The sequence below is a fragment of the Allobosea sp. 47.2.35 genome (assembly GCF_024655635.1).
In the GTDB taxonomy this organism is placed as follows: domain Bacteria; phylum Pseudomonadota; class Alphaproteobacteria; order Rhizobiales; family Beijerinckiaceae; genus Allobosea.
The window spans coordinates 24,648-50,822 of record NZ_JANLGI010000024.1 but is presented as its reverse complement, the minus strand read 5'-3'; the positions used below and the strand labels follow the sequence as shown (position 1 = coordinate 50,822).

Below are 26,175 nucleotides of genomic sequence, written 5' to 3'. Positions count from 1 at the left end.
CGGCAAGATGGTGAAGGGCATGGGCGGCGCGATGGACCTCGTCGCCGGCGTCAAGCGGGTCATCGTCGTGATGGACCACGCCAACAAGGCCGGCGAATCCAAGGTGCTGGAGCGCTGCTCCCTGCCGCTGACCGGGGCCGGCGTCGTCGACATGATCATCACCGATCTCTGCGTGATGACCTGCGACAAGGCCAATGGCGGCGGGCTCACCCTGATCGAGATCGCCCCGGGCGTCACGCTCGACGAGATCAAGGCGAAGACGCAGGCCGCCTTCACTGTTGCGCCAAGCCTCGCAAAGGCCGCGTGAGCGGGCTTCTCCGCGCAAGGCCGGCGACGACCCCAGCCATGCTGGCCGCGTTCTCGGACGCGGCCACGTTGCGCCATGCACTCGCCTTCGAGGCGGAGCTGGCCCGCGCCGAGGCAGCCGAAGGCCTGATCGACACCGAGGCCGCCGAAGCCATCGCCGCACTCTGCGCTTCGATCACGATCGACCCCGCCGAACTGGCCGAAGAAGCGGCGCTCGCCGGCACACTGGCAATCCCGCTGGTGGCGCGCCTGCGCGCCGCCTTGAGCGGTGACGCCGCCAAGGCCCTGCACAAGGGCGCGACCAGCCAGGATGTCGCCGACACGGTGCTGGCCTGTCAGATCCGCACCGCGAACGGCCTGCTCGATCACGACCTGTCCCGCATCACGACGGCGCTTGCCATCCTCGCCCGGCGCCATGCCGCGACACCGGCGATCGGCCGTACACTGTTGCAGGATGCACTGCCGATCGGCTTTGGCTTGCGCATCACGCATTGGCAGGCTGGCGTCGCGGAAGCCGCGGCCCGTCTGCGCCATGAAGTCCAGGCAGGTGCCGCCCTGCAATTCGGCGGCGCGGCCGGCTCCCGAGCCGGCCTCGGCGGCAAGGCCGCTGCCGTCTCCGCCGGCCTTGCCGCCGCGCTAGGCCTCCCCGACGCACCGCCCTGGCATGCCCGCCGCGGCGGCATCGCCGGCATCGCGGCGGCCCTCGCCATCGCCATCGGCGCGCTCGGCAAGATGGCGCGCGACGTCTCGCTTCTGGCCCAGAACGGCATCGCCGAGGCCCGCGAACCCGCTATTCCTGGCCGCGGCGGCTCCTCAGCCATGGCCCATAAGCGCAACCCGACCGGCTGTCAGGTCGCGCTCTCCGCCAGCCTGCGCGCGCCCGGTCTCGTCGCCGGCATCCTCGCAGGCCTCCCCGCGGAGCAGGAGCGTGGCCTCGGCGGCTGGCAGGCGGAAGGCCCGGCGCTGGCCGATCTCTTCCTGCTCGCGGCCGGCGCCGCCGATGCCATGGCGACGGTCGCGGAAGGGCTGGAGATCGACGAAGCGGCCATCGCCCGCAATCTCGCAGCAGCCGGGCTCGGCAATGATATCGGCGAAAGCGCGACCCTGGTCGCCGCGCTGCTCGCAAGGGACGATTGAGGAACGCACGATGCCTTTCGCGACGAGCAACGGCGCCCGCATCTACTGGAAGCTCGAGGGCACCGACGACAAGCCGGCGCTCGTCCTGCTCAACTCGATCGGCACCGATCTCGGCTTGTGGGACGCCGCCATGCCGGCCCTGCTCGGGGCCTTCCGCGTGTTGAGGCTCGACACGCGCGGCCACGGCGCATCCGACGCACCGGACGGCGACTATACCCTCGCCATGCTGGCGAGTGATGTCGCCGCCGTCATGGACGCGGCCGGCATCGCACAAGCGGCTGTGGCCGGTGTCTCGCTCGGCGGCATGATCGCGATGGAACTGGCTCTCTCCCGGCCCGAGCGCGTCTCGGCGCTGGCGCTGATCTGCACCTCCGCCACCATGGACAAGACGGCCTGGCAGGACCGGATCACAAAAGTCCGCACTGGCGGCACCGCCGCGATCGCCGACCTTGCCATGCAGCGCTTCCTGTCGCCGGCCTTCACGGTGGGGCAGCCGGCAGTCGCCGCGAGTGTCCGGCGCAGCCTCATTGCCATGAACAGCGAGGGCTATGCGGGAGCGGGCGCCGCGATCCGCGACATGGAGATGATCGGCCGCATCCCCGCCCTCGCCTGCCCGACGCTGGTCGTCGTCGGCGAACGCGATGCCTCGACACCCTTCGCTGGCCATGGCGAGAACCTCGTCACGGCCATCCCCGGCGCTGCGCTGGAACGGCTCGATTGCGGCCATCTCGCCCCGCTGGAAGCGCCCGCCGCGCTGGCCGGCGCCCTCCGCGCCTTCCTCTCTCCCGCCCCGGATACACAGGACGCGGCGGAGACCCTGTTCGAAGCCGGCCTCAAGAACCGCCGCCGCGTGCTCGGCGATGCCTGGGTGGACCGCTCCCTCGCCAACCGCACGCCGTTCAACGCCGAATTTCAGGCAATGATCACCCGCATCGCCTGGCAGGAGATCTGGAGCCGGCCCGGCCTCGACGACCGGACGCGCCGGCTGCTCGTGCTGGCGATCACCGCGAGCCTCGGCCGCTGGGAGGAGTTCCGTCTGCATGTCCGCGCCGGGCTGACACGGGGCGGCTTCACCCGCGACGACCTCAAGGAGGTGCTGATGCAGACGGCGATCTATGCCGGCGTCCCCGCCGGCAATACCGCCTTTGCCGAGGCTGCCGCGGTGATGAAGGAGATCGAGGCGGCCGGCTGAACTCAGGCCTTCGCCCGGTAATCCGAGGGCGACACGCCTGTCCGCTTGGCGAAGAAGCGCGAGAAATAGGCGGGATCGGCAAAACCCAGCCGAAACGATATCCGCGAGATCGACATCGACGTGTAGACGAGGTCACGCCGCGCCTCGATCATCAGCCGGTCCTGGATGACCCGCGCGGCGGACCGGCCGAGCAGCTCCCGGCACGAGCGCGAGAGATGCGGCACCGAGGTGCCGAGCGTGCACGCATAATCCGTCAGCGCATCATGATGCTGGAAGCGCGCCTCGACCTGCTCGACGAAGCGGCGCACGAGTTCGGCGCGCGCATCCCGCGCCGGTTCCGCGACCGCTCGCGCCCCGCGCATCGCCCGCGTGAACCAGGCCGCGATCAGGTCGGCATAGGCGCCGAGCGAAAATTCCCGCACCGGCCGGTTGGCCGCGAACTCGCTCATCGCCAGCCGGAGCGTGGCATCGAGCCCGGCATACTGCCCCCCGCCGACCGGCACATGCAGCACCGCCGCGCTGCCGAGCAGCGCGCGAGCCTCCGGCTCGCTGGAGAACAGGCGCTTCAACGAGGTCGCGGCCGCGCTGGCGACGAACCCGTCGGTATCGTCGAGGAAGGCGAATTCGTGTATCGTCGAGGGCGGCAGCAGCAGCACCGAGCCCGGCGACAGGGCGTGCTCGCGCCCATCCACGCGCGTGCGCCCTCCCCCCGCCGTGACCAGGAAGAACTGGAAGAGATCGTGATGCATATGCGGCTGAATCGTCCAGCCATGCAGGGAACTGCGCGCCACGATCGGCTCGATATGCAGCGCGTCCGGAAAGCGCTCCGTCAGGCGCTCGCCATAGAGCCAGTAGGCGGGGACGCTTCTGCCGGGCATGGCGCACTCACGATCGATTTGTCCAAGACAATGCGCGAATCCTCCATTCCGTCAACGTCAGTGAAAGCGTTAGCATCAACCTGCGGATCGAACGGTGCAAACCGTTGCTTCGCGGGAGGCAAAGAAGAACAATGCGGACGCAGGTCGCCATCATCGGCGCCGGGCCCGCGGGACTGCTGCTCGGGCAGCTCCTGTCGCGCGCCGGCATCGACAACGTCATCCTCGAACGGCGCAGCGCCGACTATGTGCTGTCGCGCATCCGTGCCGGCGTGCTCGAACAGGGCATGGTCGATCTCCTGCACGAGGCCGGCGTCGGGGCGCGGCTGGATCACGAAGGCCTGGTCCATGATGGCTTTTCGCTCGCCTTCGGCGGCACGCTCCACCGCCTCGATCTGAAAGACCTGAGCGGCGGCAGGACGGTGACCGTCTACGGCCAGACCGAGGTGACGCGCGACCTGATCGAGGCCCGCCAGGCGCTCGGCCGGCCGGCGATCTACGAGGCCGAGGATGTCGCGCTCCATGATCTCGACGGCACCTTGCCTCGCGTGACCTTCCGGGCAAACGGGCAGGAGCAGGAGCTGCATTGCGATTTCATCGCCGGCTGCGACGGCTATCACGGCGTCTCTCGCGCCTCCGTCCCGACGACATCTCTGCAGACATTCGAGCGGGTCTATCCCTTCGGCTGGCTCGGCCTGCTGGTCGACAAGCCGCCGGCCGCGCATGAACTGGTCTACGCCAATCACGAACGCGGCTTCGCGCTCTGCTCGATGCGCTCGGCCGAGCGCAGCCGCTACTATGTCCAGGTCCCGCTGGAGGAAAAGGTCGGGAACTGGTCGGACGACGCCTTCTTCGACGAGTTGCGCCGCCGCCTGCCGGCCGAGATCGCCGAGGCCGTGCAGACCGGCTCTTCGCTGGAGAAGAGCATCGCGCCGCTGCGCTCTTTCGTCGCCGAGCCGATGCGCTTCGGCCGGCTCTTTCTCGCGGGAGACGCCGCCCATATCGTGCCGCCGACCGGCGCCAAGGGCCTCAACCTCGCCGCCAGCGACATCCGCTATCTCTTCGACGCCTTCCGCGAGCACTATCGCGACGGCTCGAATGCCGGCCTCGACGGCTATTCGGCGCGGGCGCTCGCCCGCGTCTGGAAGGCCGAGCGCTTCTCCTGGTGGATGACCAACCTGCTGCATCGTTTCCCGGAGCGTGACGGCTTCGACCAGCGCATCCAGCAAGCGGAATTCGACTACCTCGTCCATTCCCGCGCGGCGGCCACCGCCGTCGCCGAGAACTATGTCGGCCTGCCATATTGAGGGCATTGCCCTCGCGGCAGAAAATTGCGTTGGTGACAACAAGAGGCACGGCGCCATGGCGGCGACCGGCCCAAGCAGCTAGAGCTTCGACCCACGCAAGGCATTTGCGGGATCGCAGGCAGGATCGGGAGGAGATGAAATGACCAAGGGTTTCCTGAACAGGTTGCTGCCGGCCGGCGCGCTGGCTCTCGCCGGGGCGCTGGCGCTCAGTGCCTCCGCCATGGCGGACACGATCAAGGTCGGCATCATCGGGCCGTTCTCCGGCCCCTTCGCCTTGCAGGGCAAGAATTTCCAGGCCGGCGCCGAGGCCTGGCTGGCGCAGAACGGCAAGAGCGTCGTCGGCCACGACATCGAGCTGGTCTATCGCGACCTGCCGACCGCCAATCCGCAGCAGGCCCGCGCGCTGGCGCAGGAGCTGATCGTGCGCGACAAGGTGCAATATCTCGGCGGCGTCTATTTCACGCCGGACGCGATGGCGATCACCCCGCTGCTGAAGCAGGGCAATGTCCCGCTGGTGATCTTCAACGCCGCGACCTCGGCGATCATGACCTCCTCGCCGCTGGTGGTGCGCACCTCCTTCACCCTGTCTCAGACCACGACGCCGCTCGGCAAGGCGGCGGTGGAGCGCGGCGTCAAGAAATTCGTCTCGATCGTCAGCGATTACGGCCCCGGCGTCGATGCCGAAACCGCCTTCAAGAAGGCGATCGAGGCGGCCGGCGGCGAGGTCAAGGAAGCGATCCGCATTCCCCTCAACACCACCGAGTTCAGCCCGATCATGCAGCGCATCCGCGATGCCGGGGCCGAGGGCGTCTTCGCCTTCCTGCCGTCGGGCCCGCCGACGCTCGGCTTCGTCAAGGCTTTCAGCGATACCGGCCTGAAGAAGGCAGGCGTCAAGCTCTTCGCGCCGGGCGACCTGACCCAGGAATCGGACCTGCCGGCCCTGGGCGAAGCGGCCGCCGGCCTGATCACCTCGTTCCACTACGCGGTCTCGCATGAGTCCGAGATCAACAAGCGCTTCGTCGCCGCAGCCGAAAAGGCGATCGGCGCGCCCGATCTCGTCTCCTTCCCCGCGGTCGGCGCCTATGACGGCATGTTCGTGATCTCCAAGATGATCGCGGCCACCGCGGGCAAGCAGGACGCCGAGAAGGCCGTCGAGGCGGTGAAGGGCCTCGGCTGGGAAAGCCCGCGCGGCCCGGTCAAGATCGATCCCGAGACCCGCCACATCACGCAGACGATCTATCTGCGCGAAGTCGCGAAGGATGCGCAGGGCCGCTGGATCAACAAGGAGATCGCCAGCGTGCCGGAGCAGAAGGATTCCGGCCTGACGAAGTAACGGCCCCAAGCCTGAAACACGGCGGGAGCGCGCAAGCTCCCGCCATCCGCTCCCGTTCGACGAGGCCCGCAGCATGCAGACCGCGCTGAGCATCGCCATGGACGCGCTGGCCTATGGCATGGCGCTGTTCATCATCTGCATCGGCCTGTCGCTGACCATGGGCCTGATGCGGGTGGTGAACCTCGCCCATGGCGCCTTCGCCATGATCGGCGGCTACATCGCATCTTACGCCGCCCGCGATCTCGGCCTCGGCTACGGCTTCGGTATCATCCTCGCGATGATCGGCACGGTCATCATCGCCGTGCCGCTGGAGCGGCTGCTCTATCGCCGCATCTATGACCGCAGCGAGCTCTCGCAGGTATTGATGACGATCGGCATCACCTTCTGCGTCATCGGCATCACCAACTATTTCTTCGGCCCGACCCTGAAGACGATACCCCTGCCGGCCGAACTCGCCCGCTCGGTCGATCTCGGCTTCCGCAGCATCGCCGGCCACCGGCTCTTCGTCATCGCGAGTGGCCTCGCCGTCGCCGGCGGCCTGTGGTTCCTGATCGAGCGCACCGGCTTTGGCATCCATCTGCGCGCCGCCGTCGAGAACGCACCGATGGCCCGCACGCTCGGCATCCGCACCGAGATCATCTATGCCGCGAGCTTCGCGCTGGCGATCGGGCTTGCGGCCTTTGGCGGCGTGGTCGGCGCCGAGTTCCTGCCGATCGAGCCGTATTACGCACTGCGCTACATGGTGACCTTCCTCGTCGTCGTCTCGGTCGGCGGCGCCGGTTCGATTCCCGGAGCGCTCGCCGCCTGCCTGCTGCTCGGCGCCATCGACGTCACCGCGCGCTATCTCGTGCCGGATTTCGGCAATTTCTTCTTCTATCTCGCGGTGATCCTGGTGGTCTGCGCCTTCCCGCGCGGTCTGATGGGGCGGGCGCAGTAGCATGGCGAGCGCGACGACCATGCCCGTTGCCGCATCCGCAAGCCGCACGCTCGGCCGCGACCTCCTCGGCCTCGCCCTGATCGCGCTTGTCGGCCTCGCCGGCTACTGGCTCTTTCCCGACAACCTCGCCTTCCTGACCCGTGTGATCTCGGTCGCGCTGCTCGTGCTCTCGCTCGACCTGATCGTCGGCTATTGCGGCGTCGCCTCGCTTGGTCAGGGCGCGCTCTATGGCGCGGGCGCCTATGCTGCCGGCATCGCCTGCATCAACGGCGTCACGGACCCCGTCCTGCTGATCCTGATCGGAGCCGTAGCCGGCGCGACCATGGGGCTTCTGATGGGCGCGATCATGCTGCGCGCCCATGGCCTGCCGCAGCTCGTGCTCTCGATCGCCATCGTCCAGCTCCTGCACGAGGCCGCCAACAAGGCCTCCTCGATCACCGGCGGCAGCGACGGTCTCTCCGGCATGAGCCCGGCCCCGCTCTTCGGCCTCTTCGAGTTCGATCTCTGGGGCCGCAGCGCCTATCTCTTCGGCCTCGGCCTGCTCCTCATCGTCTTCGCCGTGCTGCGCTTCGTCACGCGCTCGCCCTTCGGCATGGTCTGCCGCGGCCTGAAGGAAGACCCGCTCAGGATCAGCGCGCTCGGCATCTACGCCTTCCCGGTCCTGCTCAAGATGTTCGTCATCTCAGGCACCGTAGCCGGCATGGGCGGTGCGCTCGCGGCCATCGCAACGCAGGTCGTCGGCCTCGACAGCGTGAGCTTCGAGATTTCGGCCAACGCATTGGTCATGCTGGTGCTCGGCGGCATCGGCCATCTCTACGGCGCGCTGATCGGCACGGTGATCTTCATGGCGCTTGAGCACATCGTCGCCGCGATCAACCCGTTCCACTGGATGACGCTGGTCGGCGCCGTGCTGATCGCGATCGTGCTCTTCGCCCCGCGCGGGCTTTCCGGCACGCTCGACGAGCTTGCCCGGCTATTGACCCGCGAGCGCTGGAGGACCGGCCGATGAGCGCGGTCTTCGAAGTCTCGCACCTCTCCAAGGCGTTCGGCGGGCTCAAGGTCAACAGCGATATTTCGCTGGCGATGACCGAGGGCGAGCGCCTCGCCCTGATCGGCCCGAACGGCGCCGGCAAGACCACCTTCGTCAATCTCGTCACCGGCCGCATCCCGCCCAGCGCAGGCAGCGTCACACTTGCGGGCGAGGAGATTACCAGCCTGGGCGCCGTCAAGCGTGTCAGGCGCGGCCTCGTCCGAACCTTCCAGGTCACGCGCCTCTTCCCGGACATGACGCCGGAAGAGCATGTCGTCATGACCATCCTGCAGCGCCTCGGCCGGGCGACGCGCATCCTAGCCCGCTTCCACGGCGATTCCGCAGCGACGGACGAAGCGGCCGAAATCCTCGCCACGCTCGGCCTGACCGAGGTCGCCCGCCGCAAGGTCGCCACCATCGCCTACGGCCAGCAGCGCCTGCTGGAAATTGCCATTGCGCTGGCGCAGCGCCCCAAGGTGCTGCTGCTGGACGAGCCCGCCGCCGGCGTACCCTCCAGCGACACGCCGCGCATCGAGGAAGCCTTGTCCCGCCTGCCCGCCTCGCTCGCCGTGCTGATGATCGAGCACGACATGGACCTCGTCTTCCGCTTCGCGAAACGGGTCGTCGTGCTGGCGGCAGGCGAGCTGATCTTCCAGGGCCTGCCGGCCGAAGTTGCGAGAGACCCCAAGGTCCGCGAAGCCTATCTCGGGAGCTATGCCCATGCCGGCAGCTGAGCTCGACATCAGGAACCTCAGCGCGGGTTACGGCCAGACCCATGTGCTGGAGGATATCTCCTTTGCGGTGCCGGCCGGCGGGCGCCTTTCCATCCTCGGGCGCAATGGCATGGGCAAGACCACGCTGATGGCGAGCCTGATGGGGCTGACCCGCCGCTATGCCGGCAGTATCCACCTTGGCGGACAGGACGTCACCGCGCTCGGCACGGCGGCGCGTGCCCATGGCGGCATCGGCCTCGTCCCGCAGACCAGAGAGATATTCAAGGGGCTGACGGTGGAGGAAAATCTCTTCGCCGGGCTCAAGGGCCGCCCGCGCAGCGCGATCGAGGAGGCCTATGCGCTCTTTCCGCGCCTCGGCGAGCGCCGTCGCAATCTCGGCTCACAACTCTCCGGCGGCGAGCAGCAGATGCTGGCGACGGCCCGCACCATCCTCGGCCAACCCTCGGTGCTCTTACTGGACGAGCCCCTGGAGGGCCTCGCGCCAGTGATCTGCGACATGCTGATGGAGGCTTTCGGCCGGCTCGCCGGCAGCGGCGCGATGACCATCCTCTTCGTCGAGCAACGGCTGGAAAGCGCGCTCGCCTTCGCCGACGACGTCATTATCCTCGAACGCGGTCGGATCGTCTGGTCAGGCAAGCCGGACGCCCTGCGGACGGATGCCGAGGTGCTCGAACGTTATATCGGCGTCGGCGGGCTGCACTGAGCCGCCGACGCCAACCTCACGTCACACCACCAGATCGAGCGGCGGCACCGGCTCGCCACGCGAGACATGCTGCATGTTCGCGAACATGCGCTTCACCACCGGCGCGAAATTGTCGGCGGCCATCGCGGCGAGATGCGGCGTGGTCACGAGATTGTCGAGGGTCAGCAACTGGCTGTCCGCCGGCAGCGGCTCGATCTCGTAGACATCCATCGCCGCGCCCGCGATCTCCTTCGCCCGGAGCGCCGTGACGAGATCGGCCTCGTTGACCACACCCCCGCGCGCGCAATTGATCAGCACCGCCGTCTTCTTCATCTTCTTGAGCGCCGCGAGGTCGATCAGGTCCTTGGTCTCGGGCGTCAGCGGGCAATGCAGCGACACGACGTCGGCCTGGGTCAGGATCTCATCGATCGAGGCATGCTTCACGCCGAGCGCCGCTTCCTCGGCGGCATCGAGCGGCGTGCGCTTGCTGTAGAGAATCGTGCAGCCGAAACCCTTCAGCAGCTTGGCGAAATTCTTGCCGATCGCGCCGAAGCCGACGACGCCGACCGTCTTGCCGGAGAGCGTATAGGTATCGGACGGCAACTGGCCGGTGCGCCAGTTGCCCTTCTTCAGTTCGGCATTGCCATAGGCGATCAGGCGCAGCGTCGAGATCGTCAGGCCGAGCGCGAATTCGGAGACGGCGACCGCGTTGGAGCCGGTCGTGCGGGCGACCTTGATCCCGAGCTCCTTGGCCGTCTCGATGTCGATATTGTCGTAGCCGACGCCCCATTTATGCAGGAGCTTGAGCTTCTTCGCGGCCCGCAGCACGTCGCCGGAGACGCCGACCTGACCGGAGATCGCATAATCGGCCTCGGCGATGATCTCCTTCATGTGCTCGTCGCCGCGGGCGGTGCCATGGGTCAGCACGAAGCCTTCCGGCAGGAAGGCGCGCAGGCGGTCGGCCCGCTCGGGTGTGGTCATGTCGAGGAGGCAGATGGTCTCGGGCATGGGATGGTCCAGTCGCAGGATCGGTGGAGAGATCGGGTCAGATGGTGAAGCGGGCACCGGCGCGGGCGAGCCCGCCGGAGATGGCGACGGGCGTGCCGTCGGCGCGCCAGCAGGCGGCGCCGGTCAAGGTGCCGTCCGGGTTGAAGGCGATGGCGTTCATGCCACCGGCGACGCGCGGCGAACGCACCACCTTGTGGCCGCGCGCGATCAGCGCCTGCGCCACGGGCTCGGGAATCGCCTCCTCGAGTTCGAGCACGCCGCCCTCGGTCCAGACGCGCGGCGCCTCGACCGCCTCCTGCAGGCTCATGCGATGGTCGATCAGGTTGACGATCGCCTGCAGGGCCGAGGGGAAGATGCGCAAGGCGCCGGGCAGACCGAGCGCGAAGGCAAGCCGGCCGTCCTTCACCGCCATCATCGGCGCCATCGAGGTGAAGACTCGCTTGCCCGGCGCGATCGAGAGCGCCCGGCCAGGATGCGGATCGAAATTGAACATGTAGTTATTGGCGATCATCCCGGTGCCGGGGATCTGCACGCAGGCGCCGAACAACCCATTGATCGTCTGCGTCGCGCTGACGACATTGCCCATGGCATCAGCGACGGTGACATGGGTGGTGTCGGCAGATTCGCCGCCGGAGAGCCCTGCCGTCCAGCTCTTCGCCTGCTCCATCGCGATCAGGGCGCGGCGCTCGTCGGCATAGGCTTTGTCGATCAGCCTCGCGACCGGAACCTTGACGAAGGCCGGATCGGCGGTCGCCACGGCGCGATCGGCGAAGGCGATCTTCAGGGCTTCGGCCAGCAGATGCACGGCGTCGGTCGAGCCGAAGCCGAGCGAGCCGATATCATAGCCTTCGAGAATGTTGAGCATCTGCGCGATATGCACGCCCGAGGACGAGGGCGGCGGCGGGCCGATGATCTCGTAGCCGCGATAGGAACCCCGGATCGGCTCGCGTAATTCGATGCGGTAATTGGCGAGATCGGCCTGATCGATCAACCCGCCATTGGCGGCCATGTAGTCGGTCAGCGCCCGGCCGAGCTTGCCGCCATAGAGCGCTTCAGGCCCTTCCGCCGCGATCAGCTTCAGGCTCGCGGCATAATCGGATTGGACCAGCCGCATGCCCGGCTGGAGCGGCTGTCCACCGGGCAGCAGCATCGCCGCGAGGCCGGGATCGCGGGCGAGATCGCCCGCGTTGTCGGTGATGCAGTTCGAGAGATAGGGCGTGACGACAAAGCCGCGCTCCGCCAGCCCGATCGCCGGCTGGAGAACATCGGCCAGCGTCAGCGTACCGAAGCGGGCGAGCGCCTCGCACCAGCCCTTGAGCGCGCCGGGAACCGCGACCGCCTTGGCCCCGACCACGTTCTCCCGGTCGCGCGTGTCGCGCTGCTTGCCGATCTCGTCGGACAGGCACTCGTACATATCGGCCGTCGCCTTGCCCGGCGCGGTCGAGAGATTGTCGATCACGACATGGCGCCCGTCGGCGAGCCGGATATGGCTCAGGCCGCCGCCGAGAATGCCGACCATCATCGGCTCGGCCACCGTCAGCGCGAAGAGCGAGGCGACCGCCGCGTCAATGGCGTTGCCTCCGGCGAGCAGGATCTGCGCGCCGGCCGCCGAGGCGAGCGGATGATTGGTGACGACCATGCCGCGCGAGCCGGTTGCCGGCTTCTTCTCGCAGGTGAAGTCGGCGACGCGCGGGACGGGGACGGGAGCGTTCATGGCGGGCCTCGTCAGCCTTTCGCCGCGGCGATGGCGTCGAGCACCATCTTGGTCGCGCCGGAGATGTCGCCGAGCTTCTCACCCGCCTTCACCCTGCCTTGGTTGCGCTCGCCGCGCTCCTGCCGGGCGATGGCGGCATCCGCGATCGCCTCGGCCTCGGCCCGAGGCAGCACCAGCACGCCGGATTCGTCGGCGAGGATGACGTCGCCGGCCTTGACCGGGACATTGCCGCAGGAGATCGGCAGGTTGAGCGTGCCGCCGAGATTGTAGAGCCGGGTGGTGATCGGCGACATGCCGCGGCACCACATCGGGAAATCGGAATCCTCGATCTCGGCAAGATCGGTGCAGGGCCCGTCGACAATGCCGCCGACCGCGCCGGCAGCCTTCGCCGCCACCGTGACGCCGCCGCCCCAGCAGGCATGCTTGTCGTCACCGAGCCGGTCTACGACGAGGATATCGCCGGGACGCAGCAGCCCGAGCGTGTGGTGCAGCAGGGTCGAATCCTGGCCGGGGATCGCCAGCGTCACGGCGGCGGCGGCGATGCGCTTGCCGCGCAGCAGCGGCTGGATGCCGCGATCCATGAAGCCCCAATGCTGGGAATGCCCGATGGTCGCGGTCTCGACCTTCTGCAGCTTCTCGACCAGCGCCGCCGGCAGCTGCTCGGGCATGGCTTCGATGCGATAATCGGGCATTTCTCTCTCCTACTTCCCTACGGCACGGGCGACGCCGACCAGGCGTTCGACCACGAGAACGACGGCGAGCGTCGCGACGATGAGCACCACGGACAGGGCCGCGATGAGCGGATCGGTGCGCCCTTCGACATAGCGCACCATCTCGACCGGCAGGGTCGAGGCGCGTGGACCAGCGATGAACAGCGAGATCACCGTCTCGTCGAAGGAGAGCAGGAAGGACAGGCAGGCGCAGGCGATCAGGCCGGGCGTGGCCAGCGGCAGCGTCACCCGCCGCACCACCCGCCAGGGCGTGGCGCCAAGCGTGGCGGCGGCGGCCTCGATATCGTCGGGCAGGTTGGCAAGCGCCGTCGTCATCATTCGGATCACGAAGGGCACGGTCACCGTCATATGGCCGAGCACGAGGCCGGGCAGCGTCGCGGTGAGCCGGAGCGGCGAGAAGAACAGCAGCAGCGCGAGGCCGGTTATCAGCGTGGGCAGCAGGAGCGGCGCCAGGAAGAAGCCGGTCAGCGCGTCCTTGCCGGGAAAATGCCCCTTCGCCAGCGCGAGCGCAGCGGGCACACCGACCGCCAGCGACAGCAGCGTCACCACCGCCGCGATCCGCACGCTGAGCCAAAGCGCGGCCAGCAACGATTCGTTACCGGCGAGCTGCCTGAACCAGCGCAGCGAATAGCCGGAGGGCGGGAACAGGATGAAATTATCCGCCGAGAAGGAGAGCATGACGACGACGACGATCGGCGCCAGGATCAGGATATAGACCAGCGCCGCGAAGCTGGAGAGAACGCGCCCCGCACCGGTCATCGCTGCAGCCTCCGCGCCACCACGTTGGAGACCACGAGCAGGGCAAGCAGCAGGACGAGCGTGTAGATCGCCAGCACCGCCGCGACCGGCCAGTTGGTATTGGTCGTCGCCTGTTCGAAGATTTCCGTCGCCAGCACGAAGACGCGACCGCCGCCGAGCAGCTTCGGCGTGATATAGGCCGACATCGAGAGCACGAAGCCCAAGCCCGCCGCCAGCGCGATCGCCGGCAGGCTGAGCGGCAGCGTGACGCGCCGGAAAGTCCGGAACGGCGAGGCGCCAAGCGAGCGCGCCGCTTCCTCCAGCGTGCGGTCGAGCCGGCCGAAGCCGGCAAGCAGCGCCAGGATCATGTAGGGCATGATGCTCTCGGCGAGGCCGATGGTGACGCCGGTCCAGTTGAAGACGAGCTTCAAGGGGGTCGAGATCAGGCCGAGCGATTGCAGCGTCGTATTGACCAGCCCGCGGTCGCCGAGAATGGCGAGCCAGCCGAAGACACGCACCACGCCGGAGACCAGCATGGGCATGATCGCGACCACCGCGAGCAGACCCCGAAAGCGTGAATCGGTACGGAACAGGAAGAGCGAGACCGGATAGGCCAGGCACAGCGCGATCAGCGTCGACACCGCCGAAAGCCAAAGCGAGTTCAGCGTCAGTTCGAAGGTGAAGCTGTCGTGGAATGTCGCGCGCCAGGTCTCCAGCGACCAGGCCTCGACCATCGCGCCGGTCGGCCCAACCTCATTGAAGGCGTTGCGGAACAGCCCGAGCGACGGCCAGACATAGATGGCGAGCAGGAACAGCGTCGCCGGAATCAGCAGCAGCGGCAGGCGATGCGAGGCGGTCATGCTGCCTCGCGCGCGAAGACGCGGCTCTCGGCCCGCGGCCAGACCACCGCGACCTCGGTGCCCTCGGCCGGCGCAGCCGAGCCCGAAGGCATCTCGACCGTGAGTTGGCCCCCAGTGCCTTCCACCAGCACCTCGACATGATCGCCGACGAAGACGCTGCGCAGGACCCGTCCGGTCAGGCGTGCCGCATCGCCGCCGGCCGGCTCGGAAACCGGCACGATCCGCATGCGCTGCGGCCGGACGAAGAGATCGGCATTGTCAGCCGCCTCGACCGGCACCGCCTGTCCCCAGACGGTCGCGCGGCCCTGCGCGTCGCGCGCCAGCGGCAGCACGTTCGCCCGTCCGACGAACTCGGCCACGAAGCGCGTCGCGGGCCGGTCGTAGATATCCTCGGCATTGCCGATCTGAGCGATGCGGCCGCGATGCATCACCGCGATCCGGTCGCACATCGTCAGCGCCTCGACCTGGTCATGCGTGACGAACAGCGTGGTGATCCCAAGCGAGCGCTGGATCGAACGGATCTCGTGGCGCATCGCGTCGCGCAGCTTGGCGTCGAGATTGGACAAGGATTCGTCAAGGAGCAGCACGGAGGGCTGGATCACCAGCGCGCGGGCCAGCGCGACGCGCTGCTGCTGGCCGCCGGATAATTCCTTCGGACGCCGCTGTGCAAGCCCGGAAAGCCGCACCAGCGCCAGCCCCTCCTGAACACGCTTGTCGATCTCGGCCCGGGAGACGCCGCGCTCCTCAAGGCCGAAGGCGATGTTGCGGCCGACCGAGAGATGCGGGAACAGCGCATAGGACTGGAAGACATAGCCCATGTTGCGCTTATGGGCCGGCAGCCTGGTGATCTCGCTGCCGTCGAGCGTCATCGTGCCCTTGTTAGGCTCGATCAGCCCGGCGAGCATGCGCAGGGTCGTGGTCTTGCCGCAGCCGGAGGGGCCGAGCAGCGCGACGGATTCGCCCTGCTCCACCGACAAGGAGACGTCGTCGACCGCAACGGAGTTGCCGTAGCGCTTCTGCAGCCCGGCGAGTTCGAGATAGCTCATCGCCTGCCGCTCAACGTGCCGCCGAGATGACCTCGCGGCGCCAGCGGTTGTTCCACTGGTCGCGCACCTTCAGGACCTCGTTCCAGTCGACCGGGATCATCCGCGCGCGATTCTCCGGCGAGGCGGCGGTGCGCGCCAGCGCCTTGGCGTCGATATCGGCCTTGGCATTGGTCGGCGCGTAGAACATCCGCTCGGTGAAGGCCTTCTGCGCGCCCTGCGACAGCGCATGTGCGACGAAGGCGGCGGCCGCAGCCCGGTTCTTCGAACCGGCCGTCAGGTTGATGGTGTTGATCTGGAAGACCGAGCCTTCTGGGGGCAGCAACGCCTTGATCTTGCCGCCGGTCTGGTCGGAATAGAGTTGGGCGCGGGCATTCCAGCCGGTCGCGACCTTGGCCACGCCGTTCAGGATCAGCGAATAGCCATCCGGGTTGGGGTCGAAGGTGTTCACGCTCGGCGCGAGCTCCTTCAGCCGCTTCATCGCGGCATCGATCGACTTGCGATAGTCGCCGCCTTCCATCTTCTCGGTCATGGCGGTCAGTGCGAGACCCTGAATGTTCGGCGGCGCCGAGAGCGCGATCTGGCCCTTGAGGTCCGGCCGCCAGAGATCGGCGAGCTTGGCGAGCTGGGGATTGAGTGCCGCGTCCTGGACGAGGACGAGATGATCGAAGGTTACCGCCGGGCCGAATTCGCCACCGGCCGCGCGCGCTTCCGGCAGGAGCTCGTTCAACACCGGGAACTCGGAGGGGCTGAGCTTCTCGAACAGCCCCTCGAGATTGCCGATGCTGGAGGTGGTGACGTCCATGATCGCCACATCGGTCTGCGGATCGGCCTTCTGAGCCCGGACACTGCCGACCATCTGGGCCGAGGTGCCGCCGGGCACGTAGTTCACCTTCACGCCGGGATGCGCCTGCTGGAACGGCTCGATCACCGCCTTGGTGTAATTGTCCTGGAAGATGCCCGCATAGGACATCAGCGTGATCTGCCCCGAGAGCGTCTGGGCCCGCAGGACGGCCGGCATCGCGATGGTCGCGAGGCCGGACCGGAGGACGAGGCGGCGGGTGAGCATGACAATCTCCTGCTGTGGCGCCGCCTCGGGCGGCTGGTTGGCGAGCTGCCGGCTCAGGCCGGGACCTTCGACGCGAAATGGGCGATGAAGCGGGCGCAGACATCGGTCAGCTTCTCGGCCAGCTGCACGCCGGTCTCGGCCGAGCAGAGCGTCGGATCGCCCTTGCCGACGCCGTCATGATAGACCTCGTCATATTCGTTGGGCATGCCCACTTCGGCGCCATCGAAGCTCGCGGTGCCCAAGCCCGTGAAGGGCAGGTCGAGGACCGGATCGCGCTTCATCGGCTTGCCGGCCGGGATGAAGTCCTTGCGGATCAGCTCGGGGAAGAGGTGCAGGCCGAGGCTGGTCAGCGGATCGGCACCATGGCCGGAGACCTTCGCCGATTTCTCGGCGCCGACGATGCCCGGCAGCATGCCATAGGCGATGCGCCAGAGATAAAGGCTCGGCAGTACGATGCGCTCGCGCTGATAGAGTTCGCGCGCGACCTCGGAGATCGGGCCGACATTGCCGCCATGGCCGTTGATGACGATGATCCGGGTCAGACCGTTGCGATGCAGCGAGTCGACCATCTCGGCGATGACGGCGGTCAGCGTGCCCTGCGAGATGGCGATGCCGCCGATCATCGGGCCGAACCAGTCGGCCCCGCCATAGGGCAGCACCGGCGCGACCAGCGTGCGCGTGCCAGCCTTGCTCGCCTGCAAAGCGGCAAGCTCGGCGATCTTCTCGGCCAGCAGATAGTCACCCATCGGCGCATGCGGGCCCTGGTCCTCATGGCTGCCCATCGGCAGCAGGATGACGGGGTTGGACTTCAGCAGCTCGCGCGCCTCCCCGCCCGTGATGGTGCCCATATGGACGAGGGGATCGGTCTTGGTAGCCATGGCGTGGTCCTTCCTTCGAAATCAGCTTGCCTTGGGATAGGCTTAGGTCTTCAGCGTTCGCTGGTGCGCGGGTCGAGAACGTCGCGCAAAGCATCGCAGAGCAGGTTCATCGCGAGGATGGTCAGGGTCAGCACGGCGCAGGGCCAGAGCAGCAGCAAAGGCGCCTGCTCCATCGTGGAGCGCGCGCCGCGGATCATCAGCCCCCAGGACGGCGCCGGCGGCACCACGCCGAGCCCCAGGAAGGACAGGCCGCTCTCGATCACAACCGCAGCGGCAACGGCGAGAGAGAACTGAACCAGCAGCGGCCCTGCGATGTTCGGCAGCACGGTGCGGAACAGCAGGTGCGACTGGGTGGCGCCGAGCGCCCGCGTCGCCTCGACATAGTCGCGCCCCTTCACCGCCAGCACCTCGGCATAGGCCACCCGCGCGAAGCCCGGCAGGTAGAGCACCGAGAGCACCAGGATCAGCGTCCCGGCGCCCGGCCCGAGCAGGGTCACCACCAGCAGCGCCAGCAGCACCGGCGGGAAGCACATGATGATCTCGACGCTGCGCACGGTGAGGAAAGCGCCCCAGCTGCGCGCCCAGCCGCCGATCAGCCCGAGCGTGATGCCGACGAGACCGGCGAACAGAGCCGAGACAAAAGCGACGGAGAGGCTGGTGCGCGCACCCCAGACCAGCCGCGAGAGCACGTCGCGGCCGAATTCGTCGCGCCCGAGCCAGGAGCCGGCCATCGGCCCGGCCAGGCGCCGCGCCACGTCCTGCCGGATCGGATCGGGCAGCGGCAGCAAGGGCGCCGCGATCGCGACGAGCAGGATCGCCGCGACGATGCTGCCGGGCAGGATGAGCCGTTTGATGCCGCGCCGCTTCATCCGTGCTGCACCCTTGGATCGATCGCCGCATGCAGCAGTTCGACGAGGAGGTTGATGAGCAGGAACAGCACGGAGATCGTCAGGATGATGCCGACCACCATCGGATAGTCGCGCCCCTCGACCGCGCGCAGCAGCGGCGTCGACAGGCCGGGCCAGTTGAAGACGTATTCGACCAGCACAGTGCCGCCGAGCAAGGTCCCCATCTGGAGACCCAGCACGGTGACAACCGGATTCAGTGCGTTGCGCAGCACATGGACCACGAGGGTCCGCCGCGGCGACAACCCCTTGGCGCGGGCGGTGCGGACATAGTCATGGGCAAGCGCATCGAGCGTCGCGGCCCGGGTCATCCGGAACAGCACGGCGGCCAGCCCCTTGGCGATGGCGATGGCCGGCAGGGTCAGGAGCTTGAGATGCTGGCCCGGGTCCTGTGCGAAGGGGACGAAACCGCCCGCCGGCATCACCCGAAGTGTCTGCGCCAGCAGCAGCACAAGGAGCGTGCCGACGACGAAGACCGGCACTGCGAGCAGGAGCGCGGTAATCCAGGAGGCGACACGGTCGAAGGTGCCGCCGCGATGAACAGCGGCATAGACGCCGGCAGGCACGCCAATCGCCACCGCGATCAGCGTTCCCGCCAGAATCAGTTCCAGCGTGCGCGGCAGCCGGAGCGCGATTTCCTGGATGACCGGATAATCGTCGACCAGCGAGGTGCCGAGATCGCCGCGAACCAGCCCGGCCAGGAACCGGCCGTACTGGACCATGAGTGGCTGGTCGAGCCCGAGCTTCTCGCGCAATTCCTGCACTGTCGCCGGATCGGGCATCGCACCGGAGGTCGAAAGCAGCAATTCGGCCGGGTCTCCGGGCACCATGTGCAGCGCCAGGAACACGATCGTCGCGACGACCCATGCCATCGCCAGGGTCAGGAAAAGCCGCCGTCCGAGCCAGGCCGCGCTCATCCGAAATACGTCTCCTCGAGCTGGTTTCCGGAGGAGGTCGAGAGCGCACCGGGCAGGTTGGCGAAGCCCTTGATGCCCTTGTCCATGCCGTAGCCTTGCTCGCGCCAGGCAAGGCCGACCAGCGGCACCTCCTCAAGGGCGGCGCGCTGCATCTCCTTGTAGATCTCGACGCGCTTGGCCTGGTCGAATTCAGCCCGGCCCCTGGCGAGCGCGGCGATGGTGCGCGGCGCATCGACCTTGAAGGAGCGGCCATGCGTCGGCGAGAGCGAGGTATCGAGCACCACGGTCAGCCCGTCCGGGTCGTTATTGTCCGAGGACACGCCATGGATCGCCATGTCGTACTGGCCGCGCGTGCCGCGGCTGACCCGCGTCGACCAGTCCGGCAGTTGCAGTTCGGCCTGGATGCCGATGGCCGCGAGATATTGCTGGACGATCTCGGCGGTATCCTTGTGCATGCCGAACTGGGCGGTGGCGAGCAGCGTGGTCTGGAAGCCATTGCCGTAGCCGGCTTCCGTCAGCAGCGCCTTGGCGCGGGCCGGATCGTAGTTCCAGCCATGCGCCAATTCCTTGTCGTACCAGGGCGTGCCCTCGACGATCGGCACGCCTTCGAGCGGCTTGCCGCGCCCGAAGAAGGCGACCTTGACGATATCCTCGCGCTTCACCGCATGGGCGACGGCCCGGCGCACGCGCGGATCGTTGAACGGCGGCTTGGTGCCGTTGAAGAGCACGTCCATGAACGGCCCTTCCTGCGTGTCGAGCTTGAGGCGCGGGTCGGCCTGGACCGTCGCCATCGACTGCCACGGCACATACTCGATCATGTCGACATCGCCCGAGATCAGCGCCGCGTTGCGCAGGTTCTCGTCGGCATAGACGATGAACTTGATGCCCTTCGCCTTGGGGATGCCCGGCTTGTAGAACTTGTCGAAGGCCGCAAGCTCCACCGAGCTGCCGCGCTCCTGCCCGACGAGGCGGAAGGGACCGGCGCCGATCGGCTCGTTCGCGTTCGATTTCCGCCAGATGATGAAGGTGTTGTAATTGGCGAACCAGCTCGGCAGCGTGACCTGAGGCTCCTTGGTGACGAGGCGCACGGTCTGCGGATCGGGAATGTCGACGCGCTCGATCAGCTGGAACTGCGTGCGCATGTAGGCGGTCGATTTCTCGCCGGCGATCTGCTCGATCGACCATTTCACGTCATCGGCCGTGACCGGCTCGCCATTGTGGAAGACGCAGCCCTTGCGCAGCTTGAAGACCCAGGCGCCATCGGCATCGCGCGACCAGGACTCGGCCAGCTCACCACGCAGCTCCCCCTTCGCATCGTAGGAGACGAGGCTGCGGTTGATCAGCATCTTGACCGTGCCGGCCGAGGCGCCCGTCGAGACCCAGGGCTGCAGGTTCGGCGGGAAAGCCGAGAGACCGTAACGGATGATGCCGGCGGCGCGCTGCGCACTGGCGGGGCGGATCAGGAAGGGCGAGGCCAGCAGCGGACCGGCAAGACCGGCACCAAGGACGGAACGGCGAGAGATGGTCATCGGCTGATCCTCTGCTGCTGGGTCCGGCTGTCCGCGGGGCGTTATGCCCTGTCGCGTCCCGATGGCGGGAAGGGCGGAGCCGGGCGGATGCGAGCAATAACCGCGCCAGCAAGCCGACAGGACCGGTCGCGCCTGGCCAAACGGCCCGGACTCCGGCTCTCTGTCGCGATGATGGCGTGCACGGTCATGCGGTTCCCCGGCGCGACTTCACTGTAGACGAACAGATGAGCCACGCTCTTGATGCGTCATGTATACGTGGCGGATTTTTTGTTGTCTACTCTCGAAAGCCCTATGGAAGAGCGAAAGGGGCACGATGTCGATGGCCATGATCGAACAGGACGAGATGGCTGCCTTGCGCGGGAAGCCGACCCGGGAACGGGTCTATCTCTATGTGCGCGAGCAGATCCTGCGCGGCCGCTTCCTCGGCGGCTGCTTCATCGAGGAGGAAGAGATTTCCTCGGCTCTGGGCGTGTCGCGAACGCCGGTCCGTGAGGCGTTCCACCGCCTGGAGGCCGAGCGCTTCATCGATCTCCTGCCGCGCCGCGGCGCGCTCGTCCGGCAGGTGACGGCGCAGGAGCTGCTCGACCTCTATGAAGCCCGCCGCATGATCGAGGGTCATGCGATCCGCCGCATCTGCCGCGAGGAACTGCCGCTGCCCGCAGACATGCACGCGATCCTCGCCGAGCTGGAGCGCCTGCCGCAGGGCGACTATTTCAACCGCGTCGAACTCAACCGCGAGTTCCATTTCGTGATGATCGCGGCGGTCGGTAATGTCGTGCTGTCCGAGCTCTACCAGTCGTTGGGTGCCCGCCAGCAGCGCGTCGCGATGACGGCCATCAACACCGACCCGAGCCGCGTCGTGCGGATCAGCAAGGAGCACCACGCTCTGGTCGCCGCCCTCTCCGAATGGGACGAGGAGAAGGCGCTGGCGATCCTCGAACAGCACCTGCGCCCGATCGTCGGCGTGATCTCGCGCCTGCCGGAGCAGGCCGGCGAGATCTGACGCGTCAGACCGGCTCCAGCAGGGTCCGGACGGCATCGCGGCGTTCGCCCAGATGCCGCAGCAGCGGATCGAGATGGGGCACGCGATCGCCCGCTGCCGCGAACGGCACCGCCTCCCGCACCAGCGCATGAAGCCTGCCCGTGACGGCGCCGAGCGGCGTCGCCTTCCGGATCTCCACCGCCTGCGCCGCGACCATCAATTCGACCGCCGCGATCGACCGGCAGAGCGAGGCGACCTCAGCCGTCTTGCGGGCAGCGAGCCCGGCCATGCCGGCCCGGTCGAGATTCCCGTTGGAATGGCTGGAGCTGGCGAGTTCATGCACCACGGGCGCGGTCGCGAGCCGCGCCTCCGAGGTGATCGCCTTGTGGAATTGCGCCAGCCCGTTGAAGCCGGGCAGGCCGACACCGTCCTCCTCGATCAGCCCGACGGTGAGCCCCGACCAGAAGGAATCGACCTGCTTGGCGACGCGCTCGGCCGAACTCGTCATCACTGGCGCGAAGCCGAGCCGGGCAATGTCGAGCGCCATCGACAGCGACACTGTGTCGAAATTCGCGACCGAGACCAGCGCCTGCTCCTCGATAGAGACGATCGGGTTGTTCTGGCTCGCGCTGAGCTCGGCCTCGACCTGCCCATAGGCGAAAGCCATGCTGTCGGCGGCCGCGCCATGGAGCAGAGGCAGCGAGCGGAAGCTCAGCGGGTCCTGCAGATGGCGCGGCCCGCCCTTGGCGAAGAGATAGCTGCCCGCGAGATAGGCCCGGATGCGCTCGCCATGCCGCTTCAGCCCGGCGAAGGGGCGCGATTGCAAGGCGGCGTTCGAGACGATCGAGGGATTGGCGGCGAAGCCTTCCATGCTGAGCGCCGCGATCAGGCTCCACTGATCGAGAACATCTTTGAGATCGGCCATCGCCAGCGCCGCGGTGCCGAGCGCAAGCGCGCTGGAATTCAGCATCGCCAGCGCCTCGCCGGCTTGCAATTCGATATCCGAGTAGAGCGCCAGCGCCAGATCGGTGATCGGCGCCATGTCGCTCTGACCCATCGAGCCCCAGATATGGACGTCGATCGCGCGGCCTTCGTTCAGGGCGGCAGCCAGCCGTTCGGCCAGCAGCGGCCTGACGCCGAGGCGACCGCTTGCCATGGAATTCAGCAGCACCGCCATCATCGCCCGCACCGCTTGATGCGGCGCGAGCGGTCCATGCGCGACATTATGGGTCAGCAGCAGGCGGCGGTTGAACTCGCCGATCCGGTCCGGCGCCAGCGGCACGCCGGTCTTGGCGCCGACGCTGGTCGTGACGCCATAGACCTTCTCGCCGCGCGCCACGGCATTGTCGACGACGGCGCGGGCGGCCTTCATCCGCTCGACCGCCTCCGCCGTGACCGAGACCGGCACTTTCTCTCGGGAGACGCGGACGAGCTGATCGATCGTGAGATCGAAACCGGTGATATCCACGTGATCCATGGCAACTCCGTCCCCAGCAAGACTGCCTGGTGTTTGGGGAGCCCCCCTTCACCCGGCTTGTTTTCAACGTGCCTGCGTAACACCGCACGCGCAGCCCTGACCGTTTCCGTGATGGCCGGGAAGCCGAAGAGCGCAACGGCGAAACGTCTTCATTTCATTGATTGAAATGAAGACCTGCCTGCCCGGTCACCCATCCGGGATCGGCTAGTTTCGCGCCATCGAAACGGACGCAAGCGCATGGCGATCACCTACGATCTGGTCAAGGAGGTCACGGCCAATCTCTACGATTGGTCGCTACGCCGCATTCCGGAATCCTCCAAGACGGAGTTCCGCAAGGCATTGACGACGGAGACCGAGCCGCAGGCCCGCCAGACACTGGCCTTCATGCTCGACAGCGCCGAGCGCGCCGAACAGACCGGCAAGTTCCTCTGCTCCGATGCCGGCGTGCCCAGCTACACCCTCAAGATCGGCTCCGGCGCCCGCATGGAAGGCGATATCCGCCAGGCGATCGTCGACGGCTTTGCCGATCTCGTCCGCACGATCCAGCCGCCGCTCCTGCGCTTCGTCACCAACCCGCTGACCAATGAGCGCAGCTTCCACGGCAAGGACATGCCGCTCGTCTCCTGCGAGTTGATCGGTGATGTCGACTATCTCGACATCACCTGCGCGCCCAAGGCGCTGGGCGGCGGACGCTGGGCCGCGATCGAGACCCTGGTCAGCCCGAGCCTGGAGGAGATCGAGCGCTGCATCCTCGAGCTCGTCCTACGCGCGGGGGGACAGCACTGCCCTCCGGTCGTGATCGGCGTCGGCATCGGCGGGACCTTCGACCATGCCGCCAAGCTCTCCAAGGACGCGACCCTGCGCCCCTTCGGCGAACGCAATCCCGAGGCGATGGTCGCCGCGATGGAGGAGCGCCTGACCCGCGCGGTCAATCAGATGGGTTTTGGCCCGATGGGCGTCGGCGGCTCGACGACGACCTTCGGCGTCCATATCGAATACGCCTCCGGCCATGGCTTCACGCCGGTCGCGGTCTCCTTCAACTGCTGGATCAACCGGCGCACCCGCGCCCGCATCCACAATTCCGGCGTGGTGGAGCGGATCGAATGACGAATCCGCCGCTCCGCCGCCTCACCCTGCCCTTGTCCCGCGAGGACGCGCGATCGCTGAAGCTCGGCGAGGTCGTCCTGCTCGATGGCGACGCGGTCGCGACCGTCGGCATGCCCACCCAGAAACGCATGGTCTCCGAACTCGCAGCCGGCCGGGAACTGCCCCTGCCGCTGCACGGCGGCGCCTTCTTCCACATGGGCGTGAGCTATGAGGAGGCAGCGAACGGCCCCGGCCCGCTCCATTACGTCAACCCGACCACGTCGAGCCGCTTCGACCATCTGATGCCGACCCTGATCCGGTCGCTGGGCTTGAGCGCGACCGGCGGCAAGGGCGGGCTCGGCCGCGAGAGCGTCGAGGCGATGCGCGAGGTCGGCTGCGTCTATTTCTCCTTCGTCGGCGGCGCCTCGGCCCTGCTGAGCCAGGGTGTTCAGGCCGTGACAGACTGCGCCTGGATCGACCTGATCATGCAGTTCCGCCTGAACCGCATCCGGCTCGACGGCTTCGGCCCGGTCATCGTCGCCATCGATGCCCACGGCAATTCGATCTATGAGCGCCTCATGGCTTCGGCGCGCGAGCGGATGCCCGACATCCTGCAACTGCTTCACCCCTCTGCGGGCAACAACGAGACATCGCGATGAAAGTGATCGAAATCACCAAGCCGGGCGGCCCGGAGGTCCTCGCCTTCGGCGAGCGCCCGCGGCCCGAACTCGGCCCAAATGATGTATTGATCCGCGTCCGTGCCGCGGGCGTGAACCGTCCCGATATCCAGCAGCGGCGCGGCCTCTATCCGCCGCCGCCCGGTGCGACCGATCTGCCCGGCCTCGACGTCGCCGGTGTGGTCGAGGCTGTCGGCGCCGACGTAAGCTGGCCCAAGCCCGGCGACAGCGTCTGCGCGCTCGCCAATGGCGGCGGCTATGCCGAGTTCTGCGCCGTGCCGGCCTCGCAATGCCTGCCATTGCCGGATGGCTTCTCCTTCGCGCAGGCCGCTGCGCTGCCGGAGGTCTTCTTCACCGCCTGGAACAACGTGATCTGGCTCGGCCGGCTGAGTGAGGGCGAGACCCTGCTCGTCCAGGGCGGCACCAGCGGCGTCGGCATGGCCGCGATCCAGCTCGCCAAGCAACTGCGCGGCGCCCGCGTGATCGCAACCGCGGGCTCGGCCGAGAAACGCGCCGTCAGCCTGGAGATCGGCGCCGATCATGCCTTCGATTACCGCGCCGACTGGGTCGCCGAGATCGAGGCCGCGATCGGCAAGGAGAAGGTCGATGTCGTGCTCGACGCGCAGGCCGGCCCCTATACCGAGAAGCAGCTCGGCCTGCTCGCCCCCGACGGCCGCGTCGTGCTGATCGCCAGCCATCTCGGCCAGACGGCGGAGGTCAATGTCCGCAACATCGTCCGCCGTCGGCTGACCCTGACCGGCTCGACGCTGCGCCCGCGCGACGCCGCCTATAAGGGCCGGATCGCGGCCAAGCTCCTGGAACATGCCTGGCCCCTGCTCGCCGATGGCAGGATCCGCAGCCATATCTGCGCGACCTTCGACTGGGCCGATGTCCGCGACGCGCATGCGCTGATGGATGCCGGCGAGCAGATCGGCAAGGTCGTCCTGACCATGCCGGGCTGACGGGTCCCCGCCCCGAAATACCGCGCGCAAACCCGGAGCATTCTGCACTAATGTCGGCGTTCGTCT

26 protein-coding genes are annotated in these 26,175 nt (G+C 67.7%); 13 read left to right on the top strand and 13 right to left on the bottom strand.

What is annotated here, in order from left to right; genetic code table 11:
* The 3 genes from NUV79_RS22150 to pcaDC all read left to right on the top strand — a co-directional run.
* On the top strand, positions 1 to 307 hold a 307-nt coding region (locus NUV79_RS22150), incomplete at its 5' end, for a CoA-transferase (RefSeq protein ID WP_308218238.1).
* A 38-nt stretch (positions 308 to 345) separates the two neighbouring features.
* Positions 346 to 1,443 (top strand): lyase family protein, encoded by a 1,098-nt coding sequence (locus tag NUV79_RS22145; RefSeq protein ID WP_257735235.1) that lies wholly within the window; start codon positions 346 to 348, stop codon positions 1,441 to 1,443.
* Between the two features lie 10 nt (positions 1,444 to 1,453).
* A complete protein-coding gene (gene pcaDC / locus NUV79_RS25290) occupies positions 1,454 to 2,635 on the top strand; it encodes a bifunctional 3-oxoadipate enol-lactonase/4-carboxymuconolactone decarboxylase PcaDC (RefSeq protein ID WP_308218237.1) in 1,182 nt (393 codons plus the stop codon).
* 2 nt (positions 2,636 to 2,637) lie between these two features.
* Here pcaDC and NUV79_RS22130 read toward each other — a convergent pair whose 3' ends face one another.
* Entirely contained in the window at positions 2,638 to 3,513 is an 876-nt protein-coding gene (locus NUV79_RS22130; protein WP_257735234.1) for a helix-turn-helix domain-containing protein, read from the bottom strand.
* 131 nt (positions 3,514 to 3,644) lie between these two features.
* On the opposite strand from NUV79_RS22130, the gene pobA reads away from it, so the two are divergent.
* The 6 genes from pobA (at position 3,645) to NUV79_RS22100 (ending at position 9,554) form a co-directional block, all read left to right on the top strand.
* Positions 3,645 to 4,817, top strand: a complete 1,173-nt coding sequence (pobA, locus tag NUV79_RS22125) for a 4-hydroxybenzoate 3-monooxygenase (RefSeq protein ID WP_257735233.1) — start codon at positions 3,645 to 3,647, stop codon at positions 4,815 to 4,817.
* 139 nt (positions 4,818 to 4,956) lie between these two features.
* Positions 4,957 to 6,150, top strand: coding sequence for an ABC transporter substrate-binding protein (locus tag NUV79_RS22120; RefSeq protein ID WP_257735232.1), 1,194 nt, complete (start codon positions 4,957 to 4,959; stop codon positions 6,148 to 6,150).
* Positions 6,151 to 6,223: 73 nt separating this feature from the next.
* Positions 6,224 to 7,087: a branched-chain amino acid ABC transporter permease gene (locus tag NUV79_RS22115; protein WP_257735231.1), complete on the top strand. Its 864-nt coding sequence runs from the start codon at positions 6,224 to 6,226 to the stop codon at positions 7,085 to 7,087.
* A 1-nt stretch (position 7,088) separates the two neighbouring features.
* A complete protein-coding gene (locus NUV79_RS22110; RefSeq protein WP_257735230.1) occupies positions 7,089 to 8,096 on the top strand; it encodes a branched-chain amino acid ABC transporter permease in 1,008 nt (335 codons plus the stop codon).
* The gene (locus NUV79_RS22105; RefSeq protein WP_257735229.1) at positions 8,093 to 8,851 is read left to right on the top strand and encodes an ABC transporter ATP-binding protein; all 759 of its coding nucleotides are present in this window, start codon (positions 8,093 to 8,095) and stop codon (positions 8,849 to 8,851) included. Before NUV79_RS22110 ends, NUV79_RS22105 begins: the two co-directional genes overlap by 4 nt.
* Positions 8,838 to 9,554, top strand: coding sequence for an ABC transporter ATP-binding protein (locus NUV79_RS22100; RefSeq protein WP_257735228.1), 717 nt, complete (start codon positions 8,838 to 8,840; stop codon positions 9,552 to 9,554). The genes NUV79_RS22105 and NUV79_RS22100 overlap by 14 nt, the downstream gene beginning before the upstream one ends.
* A gap of 21 nt (positions 9,555 to 9,575) precedes the next feature.
* Here the strand turns inward: NUV79_RS22100 and NUV79_RS22095 are convergent, their stop codons facing one another.
* Genes NUV79_RS22095 through NUV79_RS22045 form a run of 11 tightly spaced genes read right to left on the bottom strand, consistent with a single transcriptional unit; the run spans position 9,576 to position 20,925 of the window.
* Entirely contained in the window at positions 9,576 to 10,541 is a 966-nt protein-coding gene (locus NUV79_RS22095) for a 2-hydroxyacid dehydrogenase (protein WP_257735227.1), read from the bottom strand.
* A gap of 37 nt (positions 10,542 to 10,578) precedes the next feature.
* Positions 10,579 to 12,255 (bottom strand): cephalosporin acylase I, encoded by a 1,677-nt coding sequence (locus NUV79_RS22090; RefSeq protein ID WP_257735226.1) that lies wholly within the window; start codon positions 12,253 to 12,255, stop codon positions 10,579 to 10,581.
* A gap of 11 nt (positions 12,256 to 12,266) precedes the next feature.
* Positions 12,267 to 12,947: an RraA family protein gene (locus NUV79_RS22085; RefSeq protein ID WP_257735225.1), complete on the bottom strand. Its 681-nt coding sequence runs from the start codon at positions 12,945 to 12,947 to the stop codon at positions 12,267 to 12,269.
* A 9-nt stretch (positions 12,948 to 12,956) separates the two neighbouring features.
* Complete coding sequence (locus tag NUV79_RS22080; RefSeq protein WP_257735224.1) at positions 12,957 to 13,745, bottom strand: ABC transporter permease; 789 nt, start codon at positions 13,743 to 13,745, stop codon at positions 12,957 to 12,959.
* On the bottom strand, positions 13,742 to 14,584 hold the full coding sequence (locus tag NUV79_RS22075; protein WP_257735223.1) for an ABC transporter permease: 843 nt from the start codon (positions 14,582 to 14,584) through the stop codon (positions 13,742 to 13,744). Before NUV79_RS22075 ends, NUV79_RS22080 begins: the two co-directional genes overlap by 4 nt.
* The gene (locus tag NUV79_RS22070) at positions 14,581 to 15,630 is read right to left on the bottom strand and encodes an ABC transporter ATP-binding protein (RefSeq protein ID WP_257735222.1); all 1,050 of its coding nucleotides are present in this window, start codon (positions 15,628 to 15,630) and stop codon (positions 14,581 to 14,583) included. The genes NUV79_RS22075 and NUV79_RS22070 overlap by 4 nt, the downstream gene beginning before the upstream one ends.
* Positions 15,631 to 15,640: 10 nt before the next feature.
* Positions 15,641 to 16,696 carry an extracellular solute-binding protein gene (locus NUV79_RS22065; protein WP_257735221.1) on the bottom strand — a complete coding sequence of 352 codons (1,056 nt, stop codon included), beginning with the start codon at positions 16,694 to 16,696 and terminating at the stop codon, positions 15,641 to 15,643.
* 53 nt (positions 16,697 to 16,749) lie between these two features.
* Entirely contained in the window at positions 16,750 to 17,574 is an 825-nt protein-coding gene (locus NUV79_RS22060; RefSeq protein ID WP_257735220.1) for a creatininase family protein, read from the bottom strand.
* Between the two features lie 50 nt (positions 17,575 to 17,624).
* Complete coding sequence (locus NUV79_RS22055; RefSeq protein ID WP_257735219.1) at positions 17,625 to 18,443, bottom strand: ABC transporter permease; 819 nt, start codon at positions 18,441 to 18,443, stop codon at positions 17,625 to 17,627.
* Positions 18,440 to 19,396 carry an ABC transporter permease gene (locus NUV79_RS22050; protein ID WP_257735218.1) on the bottom strand — a complete coding sequence of 319 codons (957 nt, stop codon included), beginning with the start codon at positions 19,394 to 19,396 and terminating at the stop codon, positions 18,440 to 18,442. Before NUV79_RS22050 ends, NUV79_RS22055 begins: the two co-directional genes overlap by 4 nt.
* Positions 19,393 to 20,925 (bottom strand): ABC transporter substrate-binding protein, encoded by a 1,533-nt coding sequence (locus tag NUV79_RS22045; protein ID WP_257735217.1) that lies wholly within the window; start codon positions 20,923 to 20,925, stop codon positions 19,393 to 19,395. The genes NUV79_RS22050 and NUV79_RS22045 overlap by 4 nt, the downstream gene beginning before the upstream one ends.
* 319 nt (positions 20,926 to 21,244) lie before the next feature.
* On the opposite strand from NUV79_RS22045, the gene NUV79_RS22040 reads away from it, so the two are divergent.
* Positions 21,245 to 21,928 carry a GntR family transcriptional regulator gene (locus tag NUV79_RS22040; RefSeq protein WP_257735216.1) on the top strand — a complete coding sequence of 228 codons (684 nt, stop codon included), beginning with the start codon at positions 21,245 to 21,247 and terminating at the stop codon, positions 21,926 to 21,928.
* A gap of 4 nt (positions 21,929 to 21,932) precedes the next feature.
* Here the strand turns inward: NUV79_RS22040 and NUV79_RS22035 are convergent, their stop codons facing one another.
* Positions 21,933 to 23,384, bottom strand: coding sequence for an aromatic amino acid lyase (locus NUV79_RS22035; RefSeq protein ID WP_257735215.1), 1,452 nt, complete (start codon positions 23,382 to 23,384; stop codon positions 21,933 to 21,935).
* 237 nt (positions 23,385 to 23,621) lie between these two features.
* Here NUV79_RS22035 and NUV79_RS22030 point away from each other — a divergent pair, with 237 nt between their 5' ends.
* Genes NUV79_RS22030 through NUV79_RS22020 form a run of 3 tightly spaced genes read left to right on the top strand, consistent with a single transcriptional unit; the run spans position 23,622 to position 26,109 of the window.
* The gene (locus NUV79_RS22030; protein WP_257735214.1) at positions 23,622 to 24,491 is read left to right on the top strand and encodes a fumarate hydratase; all 870 of its coding nucleotides are present in this window, start codon (positions 23,622 to 23,624) and stop codon (positions 24,489 to 24,491) included.
* Positions 24,488 to 25,129: a fumarate hydratase C-terminal domain-containing protein gene (locus NUV79_RS22025; RefSeq protein WP_257735213.1), complete on the top strand. Its 642-nt coding sequence runs from the start codon at positions 24,488 to 24,490 to the stop codon at positions 25,127 to 25,129. Before NUV79_RS22030 ends, NUV79_RS22025 begins: the two co-directional genes overlap by 4 nt.
* Positions 25,126 to 26,109 (top strand): NAD(P)H-quinone oxidoreductase, encoded by a 984-nt coding sequence (locus NUV79_RS22020; protein ID WP_257735212.1) that lies wholly within the window; start codon positions 25,126 to 25,128, stop codon positions 26,107 to 26,109. The genes NUV79_RS22025 and NUV79_RS22020 overlap by 4 nt, the downstream gene beginning before the upstream one ends.
* The last annotated feature ends 66 nt before the right edge of the window (positions 26,110 to 26,175 follow it).